Source organism: Coprobacter tertius, assembly GCF_024330105.1.
Taxonomy (GTDB): domain Bacteria; phylum Bacteroidota; class Bacteroidia; order Bacteroidales; family Coprobacteraceae; genus Coprobacter; species Coprobacter tertius.
Genome location: NZ_JANDHW010000007.1, coordinates 62,020 through 75,562 on the forward strand (window position 1 = coordinate 62,020; position 13,543 = coordinate 75,562).

13 protein-coding genes are annotated in these 13,543 nt (G+C 37.2%); 7 read left to right on the top strand and 6 right to left on the bottom strand.

Annotation, left to right across the window (positions count from 1 at the left end; all coding sequences use genetic code 11):
* Positions 1-10: 10 nt before the first annotated feature.
* Together hypA and hypF are read right to left on the bottom strand one after the other, a co-directional pair.
* The gene (hypA, locus tag NMU02_RS08450; protein WP_255027364.1) at positions 11-352 is read right to left on the bottom strand and encodes a hydrogenase maturation nickel metallochaperone HypA; all 342 of its coding nucleotides are present in this window, start codon (positions 350-352) and stop codon (positions 11-13) included.
* The gene (gene hypF / locus NMU02_RS08455) at positions 328-2,637 is read right to left on the bottom strand and encodes a carbamoyltransferase HypF (protein ID WP_255027365.1); all 2,310 of its coding nucleotides are present in this window, start codon (positions 2,635-2,637) and stop codon (positions 328-330) included. Before hypF ends, hypA begins: the two co-directional genes overlap by 25 nt.
* A gap of 405 nt (positions 2,638-3,042) precedes the next feature.
* Here hypF and NMU02_RS08460 point away from each other — a divergent pair, with 405 nt between their 5' ends.
* The 7 genes from NMU02_RS08460 to NMU02_RS08490 are packed head-to-tail and all read left to right on the top strand — an operon-like array spanning position 3,043 to position 9,601.
* Complete coding sequence (locus NMU02_RS08460; protein ID WP_255027366.1) at positions 3,043-3,291, top strand: HypC/HybG/HupF family hydrogenase formation chaperone; 249 nt, start codon at positions 3,043-3,045, stop codon at positions 3,289-3,291.
* Positions 3,278-4,366, top strand: a complete 1,089-nt coding sequence (hypD, locus tag NMU02_RS08465; protein WP_255027368.1) for a hydrogenase formation protein HypD — start codon at positions 3,278-3,280, stop codon at positions 4,364-4,366. Before NMU02_RS08460 ends, hypD begins: the two co-directional genes overlap by 14 nt.
* Positions 4,366-5,409, top strand: a complete 1,044-nt coding sequence (hypE, locus tag NMU02_RS08470; RefSeq protein WP_435522030.1) for a hydrogenase expression/formation protein HypE — start codon at positions 4,366-4,368, stop codon at positions 5,407-5,409. Before hypD ends, hypE begins: the two co-directional genes overlap by 1 nt.
* Positions 5,410-5,426: 17 nt before the next feature.
* On the top strand, positions 5,427-6,626 hold the full coding sequence (locus tag NMU02_RS08475; RefSeq protein WP_255027371.1) for a hydrogenase small subunit: 1,200 nt from the start codon (positions 5,427-5,429) through the stop codon (positions 6,624-6,626).
* A 7-nt stretch (positions 6,627-6,633) separates the two neighbouring features.
* On the top strand, positions 6,634-8,352 hold the full coding sequence (locus NMU02_RS08480; RefSeq protein ID WP_255027373.1) for a nickel-dependent hydrogenase large subunit: 1,719 nt from the start codon (positions 6,634-6,636) through the stop codon (positions 8,350-8,352).
* Positions 8,353-8,369: 17 nt separating this feature from the next.
* Entirely contained in the window at positions 8,370-9,134 is a 765-nt protein-coding gene (gene cybH / locus NMU02_RS08485; protein WP_255027375.1) for a Ni/Fe-hydrogenase, b-type cytochrome subunit, read from the top strand.
* On the top strand, positions 9,131-9,601 hold the full coding sequence (locus NMU02_RS08490; protein ID WP_255027377.1) for a hydrogenase maturation protease: 471 nt from the start codon (positions 9,131-9,133) through the stop codon (positions 9,599-9,601). Before cybH ends, NMU02_RS08490 begins: the two co-directional genes overlap by 4 nt.
* Before the next feature lie 22 nt (positions 9,602-9,623).
* Here NMU02_RS08490 and mtgA read toward each other — a convergent pair whose 3' ends face one another.
* From mtgA to kduI, 4 genes are all read right to left on the bottom strand, one after another.
* Entirely contained in the window at positions 9,624-10,304 is a 681-nt protein-coding gene (mtgA, locus tag NMU02_RS08495; RefSeq protein ID WP_255027379.1) for a monofunctional biosynthetic peptidoglycan transglycosylase, read from the bottom strand.
* Between the two features lie 168 nt (positions 10,305-10,472).
* Positions 10,473-11,711, bottom strand: a complete 1,239-nt coding sequence (locus NMU02_RS08500) for a BT3233 family polysaccharide utilization protein (RefSeq protein WP_255027381.1) — start codon at positions 11,709-11,711, stop codon at positions 10,473-10,475.
* A gap of 82 nt (positions 11,712-11,793) precedes the next feature.
* Complete coding sequence (locus NMU02_RS08505) at positions 11,794-12,585, bottom strand: gluconate 5-dehydrogenase (RefSeq protein ID WP_255027382.1); 792 nt, start codon at positions 12,583-12,585, stop codon at positions 11,794-11,796.
* Positions 12,586-12,625: 40 nt separating this feature from the next.
* Entirely contained in the window at positions 12,626-13,468 is an 843-nt protein-coding gene (gene kduI, locus NMU02_RS08510; protein ID WP_255027383.1) for a 5-dehydro-4-deoxy-D-glucuronate isomerase, read from the bottom strand.
* Positions 13,469-13,543 lie beyond the last annotated feature (75 nt).

A 13,543-nucleotide genomic window follows, 5' to 3' on the forward strand; every position in this document is an offset into this window, starting at 1 on the left:
AATTATATTATTATTCTACTAATAAAGATTTCACTCTCATTTCACGTCCCTTTATCAATTCTGATCCATAAGAATGGCATTTCGGACAAGCTGAAAACAGTGTGTCGGGAACATATTCGTTATGGCACGCTCTACAATAAGCTAAAGGAACAATCTCTTTCAGTTCTATCCGGGCTCCATCCAGCACACTGTTTTTCATGGCAATATTTAATGAAAATAACAACGCATCTTTATCGACACCGGACATTTTCCCAATTTCGAGTTCTATTTCTTTTATGGTTTCAGCATTGCTTTTTTTAGCTTCTTCCTTTGCTATATCCACAATACTCAAGGCAATAGATAATTCGTGCATAATTTATTAAAATTAGTATTATTAACTGCCGATGCAATCGCCAACTGACCTACAGGAATACCTGCATCATTACAAGGCACCGAGGAAGGCAAATAAACCTTAATATTACAATTCTTTATCTTTTTAAGTAACAGGTCGCACAAAATTTTGTTCTGAAAAACCCCTCCGCTTAACACAACCGTACTAATATTTTCTTTTTGAGAAATTCGTAATATATTTATATTCAATACTTTTGTTAAAGTATTATGAAACATTGATGCTAACATTTTTTCAGAAATACCTTTTTCATAGTCTTCACATAATCGCTTTATCAACCACCGAAAATCAAAACCCGATTCAGTATTATCGATATGATAACTTGCATTACAATTTGCGTCAGCCACCTGCTCAAGGGATATTGCCGCCTCGGACGAATAGCTATTCATATCACAAATGCCAAGCAATGAAGATACTGCATCGAATAATCTTCCTGCACCAGAAGAAAGAGGACAATTCACATTATGATCTATCATATTTTCCATAAAAGCTATTCGATCGCGTCCTATCCTCCTTACAAATTTTTCTGGATAACAAGTTCCTTTTTCACCGGGAATATGCAACATGGAAACAACCATTCTCCAAGGTTCTCGTATAGCTGCGTCCCCTCCAGGTAAAGGAAGATACGAAAAATGAGACAAACGTTCGTAACTTATTCGATCGCATTTCATGATTTCTCCTCCCCATACACATCCGTCATCTCCATATCCGGTACCATCAAGGCATACCGATAATACAGGATTCTTCAATCTGTATTCAACCATTACGCTTACTGCATGAGCATGATGATGTTGAATTTTTATAATAGGAATATTCATTTGAGATGCCATATTTTCAGCCCATTGTGTCGATGCATAATCGGGGTGCATATCAGCAGCTATACAACGAGGCGAAAATTTAAATAGTTGTTGAAAATGACTAAAAGCCTCGTCCCTAAAATCTCGATTTGCAATACGTTTCTGATCACCAAGATACTGGCTCAAGATAATTTCTTTTCCTTTTCCTATGGCAAATGCCCCTATCTGCTCAGCTCCAGTAGCCAGTATACCCTCGGTTTCATTAATATTCTCCAATGGTTCGGGAGTATACCCCCTCGCTCTTCTTATTATACGTGGCATACCATCTATTACATGGGTAACCGAATCATCGGAACGATTAAATATTTTTCTGTTATGGTCGAGAATAAAATCACATTTTCCTATAAAATCAGAAAAAGCTTTATCATTATCTTTAACAATAGGTTCACCGTAAAGATTCCCACTTGTAACCACAATTGCACGAGATGGCAACTTAGATAGTAAGTCGTAGTGTATAAGCATATAAGGAAGCATTACTCCCAGCGTACTATAAGTACCATTTATTTCTGTGGTCAATTTCTTTTTTTCCGATAACAATACAATTGGTCTTCTCCACGATTTCAACAAGCTCTGTTCTTCCTTGTTAACCCACACAAATTTTTCAAGAATAGAATCATCTCCAATCATCACTATAAAAGGTTTACGGGGCCTATTCTTTAATTTTCTCAATTTTACGATTGCTTTCTTATGTAGAGCATCACAAATAATACTATAACCACCGATTCCTTTTAAAGCTATAATATTCCCTTTCGAAAGTCCTTTTACAAGCAAAGAAATTATATTATCATACTCGGTTGCCGTGATATTTCCAGCTATATCATATAATGTATATTTGGGGCCACAATGATTACATGCTACCGGCTGTGCATGGAACCTCCGATCATTTTCGTGTTTATATTCTTTTGCACAAACTTCACACATACGAAATTCCGACATTGTCGTATTCGGACGGTCATATGGCAATCCCTGAATAATAGAAAAACGAGGACCACAATGAGTACAATTTATAAAGGGATAATGCAATCGGTGTGGTTGACGATCAGCATCCTTAATACAATCTTCACAAATTGCTATGTCTGGGCTGATACGAGTAACAGACTGTTCTCTACTCAAACTTTTCACAATGTAGAATCCTTCCAAGCCCAAATACGCATCTTCTTTATTTTCAATAATATCTATATCTTCTATTTCAGCGACACTCGGTTTTTCTTTTAACAGACGGGTAGCCAATTCCTCTGCTTGTTGCTTTGTTCCTGAAACTGAGATATAAACGCCGTCGGTAGCATTATATACAGTACCGGTCAATTGTAAATCTCTGGCCGTACGATATACAAAAGGTCTGAAACCCACCCCTTGCACCAATCCTTTAACATGTATATTATAGCATCCCATTTTATAGTTTAAATTTTTTCATTTAATCGTACAACAACAAAACTACTGATAAAATCAATAAATTAATAATTTTACATCATCAAATATGTTAATAAATAAAGTAATAGTATAAATTTAAATATATAAACTATACAAACAATATCACGACATTTATTAAAATATCAAAATGAAACATATATAAATTGAAATAAAAAATCATATAGTCAATACTATATATAACATATATTCTAAGTTTATTTTTTATATCCTCAAAAAACCATTAAAATTTTAGAATTAAACAATTACAAAATTTTAATAATATAAAACCATAAAATAAATATATTTTGTTACCTTTGAAATACTTCTTTATTTAAAAAACAAAATAGAACGGAATTTTGTTTTTACTTAAATAAATAGAATAAGAATATGTGTTTAGCAATACCTGGAAAAATAATATCCGTTGATAGATCAACCGAAGGATTAGCCATGGCAAAAGTTGATTTCGGAGGAATTTTAAAAGACATTTGCATAGAATGGGTTGATGCCGAAAAAGAAGACTATATACTGGCTCATGCCGGTGTAGCTATCACTCGTATCGATATGGAAGAAGCGATACATACATTACAAGATTTCGAAACTATAGGGAAAATAACGAAAAACAATGAATTTCGATAAAAACTTCCGAGATCCCCAACTGGCTCAAGATATTTCTGATGCTATAAAACGCATCACGAAACATCCCTGGCAAATTATGGAAATATGCGGGGGACAAACACATAGTCTTGCCAAATACCGAATAGAAGAATTATTACCAAAAGAGATAACACTGGTACACGGACCGGGATGCCCCGTGTGCGTTACCCCCATACCTATCATAGATTGCGCTCTTGATATTGCCCGAAGAAAAAATACGATCATGGTATCGTTCGGAGATATGCTTCGTGTTCCCGGTAGTAAAGACGATCTTCTTACTGTAAAAGCTGAAGGTGCAGACATACGTATTGCATATTCTCCTTTAGATACATTAAAAACGGCACGAGAAAATCCGGAAAAAGAAGTTGTTTTTTTTGCCATAGGATTCGAAACAACAGCACCCTTACACGCATTAACCATAGCAGAAGCTGAAAAGACGAAGCTGAAAAACTTCTCAATCATATCATCCCTTTTCACTGTACCCCCTGCCATCAGATCGATACTCCACGATAAAGACTGCCTCATAAACGGAATTCTTGCAGCAGGACATGTATGTACTATAACCGGACTCAAAGAATATCATAAGCTGGCAAAAGAAGAAAAAATACCCATTACTGTAACAGGATTTGAACCAATAGATCTTTTGTATGGTATATATACTTGTATACAACAACTCGAAACTAATACATTTGAAGTACATAACGCTTACAAACGAGCGGTATCAGAATCAGGAAATATCAGTGCCCAAAACCTTATACAACACTATTTCCAATCTACCGACGCAGAATGGAGAGGATTAGGAACACTTCCTAAAAGCGGATTACGATTACGTTCTGAATATGAACAATACGACGCAATAAAACGTTTTCATTTAAAACCCAAACAATCTATACTAGAGCTATTGTGTGTTTCGGGTGAGATCATGCGCGGTAAAATACAACCTACATCATGCCGTCATTTCGGCCATCGTTGTACCCCCGAACATCCATTAGGAGCAGCTATGGTTTCGTCAGAAGGTACCTGTGCTGCTTTTTACCGATATAAAAGTAATATATAATTATGATAGATTATACCTGTTCTATACCTAAAAACCGATACGAACGAATTGTATTAGGTCATGGAGGCGGAGGAAAACTGACACAAAAACTTCTTTCCGAAATATTCTTTCCGGCATTTTCCAATCAATTACTCAATCAACAACACGATGGAGCTATATTCGATGTCTCACAAGGAAAAATGGCATATACAACCGATTCTTTCGTTGTTGATCCGATTTTCTTTCCCGGAGGAAACATAGGTGATTTAGCTATTAACGGTACAGTAAACGATCTATTATGTTGTGGTGCAATTCCACGTTATTTGTCTGCAGGTTTTATCATAGAAGAAGGGTTTCCCATTTCGGATCTCACACGCATTATCGATTCCATGTCACAAGCAGCTGCCACAGCAGGTGTAACTATTGTAACCGGAGATACTAAAGTCGTAGGAAAAGGAAAATGCGACAAAATATTTATCAATACGAGTGGTATCGGCATTATCCGGTCGGGAATAGATATATCACCTTTACGAGCAAAACCGGGGGATGCAATAATTATTTCAGGACCGATCGGAGAACATGGAATCTGTATTCTATCCACCCGGGAAAGTCTGGGATTCGAAACATCGGTAAAAAGCGATACCGCTTCTCTGAACGAAATGGTAAATAATGTACTCGAGGAAATACCGGATGTACATGTTATGCGAGATCCTACTCGTGGAGGGTTATCGAGCACTCTGAATGAAATAACAGCTACTGCTCATGTTTCAATTGAATTACAAGAGGATAAAATACCTGTAAATAAAGCAGTATCGGCAGCCTGTGATCTATTGGGGCTAGACCCTTTATATGTAGCTAACGAAGGCCTTATGCTCTTTATATTACCAGAAGAGAAAGCAGAAAAAGCTCTACGTATCATACGTCAAAGTAAACATGGAAACAAAGCAGAAATTATCGGTAGAGTAACTGATAATAAAAAGGCTGAACTCAGCCTTCGAACGACATTCGGACAAAAAAGAATAATCGATATGGTATCGGGAGAGCAACTTCCCCGAATTTGTTGAAAGTAAAAAAATAAGATATGAAAGAGAAAACTTTTTATCAGGAATTAATGGATAAAGGCTATACCCGCCGCGATTTTCTGAAATTTTGCGGACTTATGGGAGCCACATTAGGATTACAGGCAAGCGGAGTCGCTCAAGTCGTAGATGCTTTACAAAGTAAACCTCGCAAACCGGTACTTTGGTATCATTTTCAGGAATGTACCTGTTGTAGCGAATCTTTTCTTCGTTCATCCCATCCTCTTGTAGGACAGATATTACTGGAGATGATTTCTCTTGATTATTCTGATACGCTTATGGCCGCTGCGGGGGAACAAGCCGAAGCTGTTCGAAGACAAGCGATGAAAGATTATTATGGTCATTACATCATGATTGTAGAAGGAGCCATACCACTTGGAAGCCCCGGTTACTGCACGATTGCAGGACATGACGCAAAATCGGTTTTCGATGAAGGTGCTGCCGGAGCCGAAGCAATCATTGCCTGGGGAAATTGCGCTTCATCGGGCTGTATACAACATGCTTACCCCAACCCTACCAAAGCGGAACCCGTTCACAAAATATATTCAGGAAAACCGATCATCAATGTTCAGGGGTGTCCTCCTATAGGAGACGTAATGGCTGGTGTAATAACCTATTTCCTTACTTTCGACAAAATACCCGAACTTGATAATATGGGACGACCCAAGGTATTTTATGGACGTCGAATTCACGATACCTGTTACAGACGTCCGGCTTACGACGCTGGGCTTTTTGTACAAACCTTTGACGACGAAAACGCCAAACGCGGATATTGTCTTTATTATATGGGATGTAAAGGCCCCAATACATTTAATTCGTGTGCAGTTATAAAATGGAATAATAGTATAAGCTATCCCATCCAATCAGGACATCCGTGTATTGGTTGTGCTGAGCCTAACTTTTGGGATTATGAACCTTTCTACAGCCATATCCCATACGTTCACGGAATTGGAATAGAAGCAACTGCCGATAAGATAGGAGCCGGACTAAGTGCCGTTGCACTAGGAGGTGTTTTGGCTCATGCAGTTGTTACAAATATACAAAAACGCAAATTAATCAAAAACCAGATGCATGATCTCGGTATCAACGAAGATGAATTCCATGCCGAAGAAAAATCGGACAAAATAAAAGAAGACAAAATCGACGCCAAAATCAATGCAACAGAAAAGAAAGAAACTAATAATCAGGAACCTGAAAACTAATTGAGTTATGGTTAAAAGAATCGTTGTAGACCCGATTACCCGTATCGAAGGTCATTTAAGAATAGAAGCCGATATTGAAAATGGCGTTATAAAGGATGCTTTCAGTACAGGAACTATGGTTCGCGGCATCGAAATTATTGCACAAAACCGGGATCCCCGTGACGTATGGGCTTTTGTTGGCCGAGTTTGTGGTGTATGCACCTCTATTCATTCACTTTGTTCGGTACGAGCTGTAGAAAATGCTTTGGGGATAATTATTCCTCCTAATGCCCAAATGGTCAGAAATCTTATGCAGGCGGCTCTGACGGAACAAGATCATGTAACGCATTTTTATACATTACAAGCACTAGATTGGGTAGATGTTGAATCGGCCCTGAAAGCAAATCCGAAAAAAACAGCTGAAATAGCACAAAGTATATCTCCTTGGCCCAAAAGCTCGGTAGGATACTTTTCCGATGTTCAGAAAAAAATAAAAAGATTTGTGGAATCAAGTAAACTCGGAATCTTTGCAAACGGATATTGGGGGCATCCCGCTTATAAACTGCCTCCTGAAGTAAATCTATTAGGGGTTGCCCATTATCTGGAAGCATTAGAAATACAAAAAGATATTGTAAAAATACAGACTGTATTCGGAGGAAAAAATCCGCATCCTAACTATCTCGTAGGTGGTATGGCTTGTGCAATTAATATAAATGATCCGAATGCCATAAATATAGAAAGATTGAGCTATGTTGCCGAAATCATACAACAGACTCAAGATTTCGTAAAACAAGTTTATTTACCCGACGTACTGGCCATTGCGTCTTATTATCCCGAATGGACAAAAATTGGAGGAGGTTTGCATAATTATATTACATACGGAGATTATCCAACAGGGAACTATGGCGAACTCAATACATATCACAGTCCGAGAGGAATTGTTCTAAACCGAGATATTTCGAAAGTTGAAGAATTTGATCCTTATGATATGGATGGTTTACAAGAATTTGTAAATAATGCATGGTATAAATACCCGCAAGGAAAAGATGTAGGACTGCATCCATCGATAGGTGAAACAATCCTCGATTACACAGGTCCTACTCCACCCTATGAATACCTCGACAATGACAAACCGTATAGTTGGATAAAAACCCCACGATATAAAGGAATGCCGATGGAAACAGGCCCATTAGCAAGATTCATTGTCGGTTATGCCTCTAAAAAAGAAGACTACAAAGAAATAACCGATCGCTGTCTGAAACAACTCGGAGTCCCATTTGAAGCAATGTATTCGACTGTAGGACGTACTCTTGCAAGAGCAATGGAATCTAACCTCGTTGCCGATTGGATGGCAGAGTCTTATGTACAGTTATTGAGTAATATAAAATCAGGTGATTACCGAATGTTCAACGAAACTTACTGGGAACCGGATACATGGCCTAAATCAGCAAAAGGGTTCGGGCTGACAGAAGCCCCGCGTGGAGCGCTTGCTCATTACGTAAATATCGAAGACCGGAAGGTGAAAAATTACCAAATGGTAGTGCCGACAACCTGGAATGCCTCTCCCAGAGACACAAAAGGCCAAAGATCAGCATTCGAAGCCTCACTTTTAGGCACTCCCGTTCACGATACGGCTGTGCCATTAGAAGTGATACGTACAATCCATTCTTTCGACCCTTGTATGGCTTGTGCTGTACACTTATACGATGAAGAAGGGAAACATATCCATCAGTTCGATACATTTTAATATAAAAAATAAAAACAATGATCAGTCGAAAAGCCCCTTTAAGAGAAGTATACGTATGGCAGCTTCCTGTAAGGATATTCCACTGGGTAAATGCCTTCGTTATAACCGTATTATGTGTCACCGGATATATCATCGGTGACCCTCCCGCTATAATGCACGGTACCGCCCCCGAATTTAATTATTGGTTCGGATGGGTCAGGCTGGCCCATTTTATTGCAGCATTCATTTTTATCATCAACTTTGCCGTAAGGATATATTGGTTCTTCGCCGGAAACGATTTTGCTAAATGGTACAATTATATTCCGTTAAAAAAGAAACAATGGCGTGGAATTTTCGAAACCATAAAAGTAGATATACTTTTACTAACCCCCAAACCAGTATATGATATAGGGCACAACAGCCTCGCTGCATTTACTTATTTCGGTCTATTCATCATTATGATTTTGCAAGCTCTTACAGGCTTTGCCATGTTCAGTGCTTCGAGTAATAATATAATGGCTCCGTTTTTTGAGAAAATGTTAATAGCCAGCGGAGGTTTTTTCCCGATCAGAGACATCCATCATATATTGATGTGGGCATTTATTTTATTCGCAATCGTTCATATATACCTCGTTTTCTACCATGATTATATAGAAAGAAACGGCATTGCATCTTCGATTATCGGAGGATGGAAATTTATCGATAATCGATTGGTCGAAGAATATGAAAAAGAAAATGAAAGCGAAAGGAAAATAAAAAATAAAGAAAAAGAATTGAAAGATATCAAAGAAGAAAGCGCATGAAAGAAAAGAAAATACTGGTACTCGGTGTAGGAAATCTCGTTCTCAAAGATGAAGGTGTGGGAATACATACCATTCAAGTTCTCGAAAAAATGGATCTGCCTCCAAATGTAGAAATACTTGACGGGGGAACAGGAGGTATTTTTCTTATAGGGACTTTACAAGAGTATGAACATGTAATTATGATAGATGCGACTCTCGACACGAACAAACCAGGTACAATAAGAAGGTTAAAGCCTAAATTCTCTTCAGACTATCCAATTCTTTTAAGTGCCCATGAAATAGGACTAAAAGATATGATAGATGCTATGTTGGTCCAGGAAAAAATCCCTGATATAGATCTATTGGCAGTCACAGCTAAAGAAGTACAAGAAATCGGAATGCAACTCTCCCCTGAAGTAGAATCTGCTATTCCCGAGATTATTTTAAAGGTCTTTTCTATAATCAACGAAATAAAAAGCTATAATTAAAGCAACAGAACCAATAATATATTTAATCGAATTTTACCGGTTCTATTTTCCCCATTAAAGATAAAATTTGCCGTTGTCTTTTCAATATATATTGAGAAGGATGTGCTGAACTATATTTAATCGGATTAGGCAATGTTGCCGCAATAAGTGCGCATCGTGCCCTCGATAATTTATCGGCGGTAATATCGAAATATTCTCTGGCAACAGCTTCTGCTCCATAAATATTTTTCCCCATTTCGATCGAATTCAAATAAACTTCCATAATACGCTTTTTACCCCAAATATGTTCGATTAAAAAAGTAAAATAAACTTCTAACCCTTTCCGGATAAATGAATGCCCTGGCCATAAAAAAACATTTTTTGCCGTTTGTTGAGAAATAGTACTTGCCCCTCTGGGCCTTTTACGTGTCTTATTTTCTTCGATCGCTTTTTGTATCTGGACGAAATCAAATCCCGAATGTTCCATAAACAAATTATCTTCCGAAGCTACAACAGCCTGAGATAACCAATGAGAAATGTTTTCTAATGAAACCCATTTATGATGCCATATAGGAGATTCTCCCTTTGAAATATTCTGTACACTCCTAATTACCATTAACGGAGTTATATATACAGGAATGAAACGGAGGAGTACTACTGATCCGATAGAAGATGTAAAAAAAACAATAAGAGCAATTTTTATAATACGTCGTATAAGTTTCATCTCGGAATATTTCTGTATTGATATAGAAAAACGATGCAAACGTAAAAAAAGTTTTTCTGAAAATACACTGAGTTTACCGATTAATTTTCCGTAATAAAGAGCAAAAAATAAGGATTATCATATTTTTAGCACGATAATCCTTACTTTGAAATCTATATTAAAGCTAACTCACTTAATTTCAATCTTTAATGGATGATTACAGAATTCTGAAAATCGGGCAAGGTACGCATCCCAATCTAATTTACTATTGTAGCCGTATTTACTCCAGCCGGCACCCCAATAATAAGTATAGTTACTCCCGGGTACATAATTATTGATAGCTAATAAATGGCCATCAGCACCCCTCTGAATAGCTTCCTTTTTATCGAAGAAAAGAGTCTCAACCCGGCTAATTCCTCCAGGAATAACTACTCCTACATATATTTTCCCATTATTGTTTTTAGGATTATCGGTAGGATCTACATAAGAAATATAGCCGTCTTTAATATTAATGGTATAATCAGCTATTCCTTTGGCTTCATGTAAAACAATACCCGCTGCTAATGGAATTTCTTTTGTTAATCCAGTATAATTTATTATAGTTTTATTCAATTGAGAGCCGGCATCGAGGGATATGATCCGAGTTTCTACAATTCCTGATTCTCCAAATGCGATGATCGGTTCGTAAACTAATTTTACAGTAAATCGTAAGGGTCCTTTATCTAATATTTCATACGTCTTGTAACAATAAGGATAAATAATCGTATTATCTGACATCAAAGCCGCTGTACCTGCTCCTAAAGTTGGGCCGACTTTATAACAATCGAGTCCGTTTCCATGATCTACATGATAAGATACAGAACGATATAACGAGTCGGCAGCTGCAGGGTTTTTCTTCTTCAGAATTTTGATCTTTGCTTTTATTTCAGGATTCAATTCATTTGCATATCTGTCTTCTATTACCAGATCGGGAACAGATTTTACCCAAATATCATAACCATATGCTTTCTCTCCTGTTGCTTGTAACGCAGGGCCATAAGTTCTGAATGCTATTTTGTCATTTTCCCAAGCAATATCATCTTCTCTTTCAGAAAATTGACGACCGTAAACCTTAGACTTAAAATGCTCCGGAATACCTTTTGTAATGTTATAAGATAAACTTTCCCCCGCTTTAACTGATACGGGAAATATCAGTTTACCATCATATGTCACCTGATATATGCATTGTTTACCATTATTATCAACAAGAATAAAAGATTCTTTATCAGACAATTGTAATTTATCTCTCACTTCTTTAACTGAAATTTCCACATTCTCATTTTCTCGGTCAAATGAAGAATCGTTAGAAATCCGGATATTTACTTTCTCTTTATTGGAGCATGAGAATGCTAAAATAGCTACCAAACACAAATATAATATCTTTTTCATAGGAATATTTGTAATAAAATAAACCTTACTTCCTTATAAAATAAAGGAGGCAAGGTCTATATTGTTGTTTTATATTTAATTATCAAGGTTGTTTACCAATATAAGCCAGTATTCCCCCATCGACATAAAGAATATGTCCATTCACGAAATTCGACGCCTCTGATGCTAAAAATACAGCTGGTCCCATTAAATCTTCAGGAGTCCCCCAACGAGCTGCCGGTGTTTTAGCAATAATGAACTGATCGAATGGATGACGGCTTCCATCGGATTGTATTTCACGTAATGGAGCCGTTTGTGGAGTGGCAATATAACCGGGACCGATTCCGTTACATTGAATATTATATTCTCCATATTCAGAGGCAATATTGCGAGTCAGCATTTTTAATCCGCCTTTTGCGGCTGCATATGCCGAAACGGTTTCTCTTCCGAGTTCGCTCATCATCGAACAAATATTAATAATTTTACCATGTCCCTTCTTTATCATACCGGGTAAAACGGCTTTTGACAATATAAAAGGTGCGTTCAGATCTACATCGATCACTTGACGAAAATCTGTAGCTGACATTTCTAACATGGGAATGCGCTTAATGATTCCCGCATTGTTTACTAAAATATCGATGACGCCTACTTCTTCTTCGATACGGGCAACCATCGCATTTACTTCATTCTCATCCGTAACATCACAGACATATCCATAAGCCTTTATCCCTTCAGCATCATAGGCAGCAAGACCTCTTGCCACAAGATCGGCTTTAATATCGTTGAAGACGATTTTCGCTCCAGCCTTTGCAAAAGCCGAAGCTAATGCAAAACCAATTCCATAAGAAGCCCCTGTTACCAGGGCAATCTTCCCTTTTAATGAAAAGTTTACCATAAAATCTTATTCGTGTGTTTCTATTAATTAAATATTTTGTTTAACGCAATTCAGTATTTTTGTAAAAATCCTGATCTCCATAATCGAGATTTTCGCCACCCATTCCCCATATAAATGTATAATTACTTGTTGCGGCCGCAGAATGAATCGACCATTCGGGAGACAAAACTGCTTGTTCATTTTGCATCCATATATGACGTGTTTCTTTTGGTTCTCCCATAAAATGACAAACAGCATTGCCCTCAGGTAGTTCAAAATAAAAATAAGCCTCCATTCTTCGACTATGCGTATGAGCTGGCATCGTATTCCATACACTACCTGGCTTCAACTCTGTCATTCCCATTTGTAGCTGGCAAGTATCTAAAACCTGTGAAACCAACATTTTATTTATATTCCGGTGATTCGACCCCTCCATTGAGCCCATTTCTGCAACAATAGCCTCGTTTTTCGTAACTTTCTTATCGGGATATGTTTTATGTGCCGGTGCCGAATTAAAATAAAATTTAGCTGGATTTTTATGATCTAAACTTTCAAATACAACAGTACGTTCACCAGCACCCAAATATAATGCTTCTTTATAATTCAGATCGAAATTTACATCCCCGACTTTTACTCTACCGGGGCCTCCGACATTAAATATACCCAATTCCCTGCGAGATAAAAAATGAACGGCTTTCAAAGGATCGATAGATTCCAACAAAAGGTCCTCATCTACAGGCTTAGCTCCTCCAACTATTAGTCGATCATACATTGAATATACCATATTTACTTCATTATCTACAAATAATCTTTCGATAAGAAAATCTCCACGAAGCCGTGTAGTATCATAGCTTTTTGCGTCTCGAGGATCACAAGCATATTTTAATTCATAATTTGTTTTCATAAATCTTTGCTATTTATATATTTTTATTCTAAACCCATCTTATAATCTTACAAATATAAAATAAATAAGTTCAAA

What these genes read in the sequence shown, in the direction of transcription:
- hypA (WP_255027364.1), bottom strand. Translation starts at nt 352, where the DNA reads ATGCACGAATTATCTATTGCCTTGAGTATTGTGGATATAGCAAAGGAA.
- hypF (WP_255027365.1), bottom strand. Translation starts at nt 2,637, where the DNA reads ATGGGATGCTATAATATACATGTTAAAGGATTGGTGCAAGGGGTGGGT.
- NMU02_RS08460 (WP_255027366.1), top strand. Translation starts at nt 3,043, where the DNA reads ATGTGTTTAGCAATACCTGGAAAAATAATATCCGTTGATAGATCAACC.
- hypD (WP_255027368.1), top strand. Translation starts at nt 3,278, where the DNA reads ATGAATTTCGATAAAAACTTCCGAGATCCCCAACTGGCTCAAGATATT.
- NMU02_RS08475 (WP_255027371.1), top strand. Translation starts at nt 5,427, where the DNA reads ATGAAAGAGAAAACTTTTTATCAGGAATTAATGGATAAAGGCTATACC.
- NMU02_RS08480 (WP_255027373.1), top strand. Translation starts at nt 6,634, where the DNA reads ATGGTTAAAAGAATCGTTGTAGACCCGATTACCCGTATCGAAGGTCAT.
- cybH (WP_255027375.1), top strand. Translation starts at nt 8,370, where the DNA reads ATGATCAGTCGAAAAGCCCCTTTAAGAGAAGTATACGTATGGCAGCTT.
- NMU02_RS08490 (WP_255027377.1), top strand. Translation starts at nt 9,131, where the DNA reads ATGAAAGAAAAGAAAATACTGGTACTCGGTGTAGGAAATCTCGTTCTC.
- mtgA (WP_255027379.1), bottom strand. Translation starts at nt 10,304, where the DNA reads ATGAAACTTATACGACGTATTATAAAAATTGCTCTTATTGTTTTTTTT.
- NMU02_RS08500 (WP_255027381.1), bottom strand. Translation starts at nt 11,711, where the DNA reads ATGAAAAAGATATTATATTTGTGTTTGGTAGCTATTTTAGCATTCTCA.
- NMU02_RS08505 (WP_255027382.1), bottom strand. Translation starts at nt 12,585, where the DNA reads ATGGTAAACTTTTCATTAAAAGGGAAGATTGCCCTGGTAACAGGGGCT.
- kduI (WP_255027383.1), bottom strand. Translation starts at nt 13,468, where the DNA reads ATGAAAACAAATTATGAATTAAAATATGCTTGTGATCCTCGAGACGCA.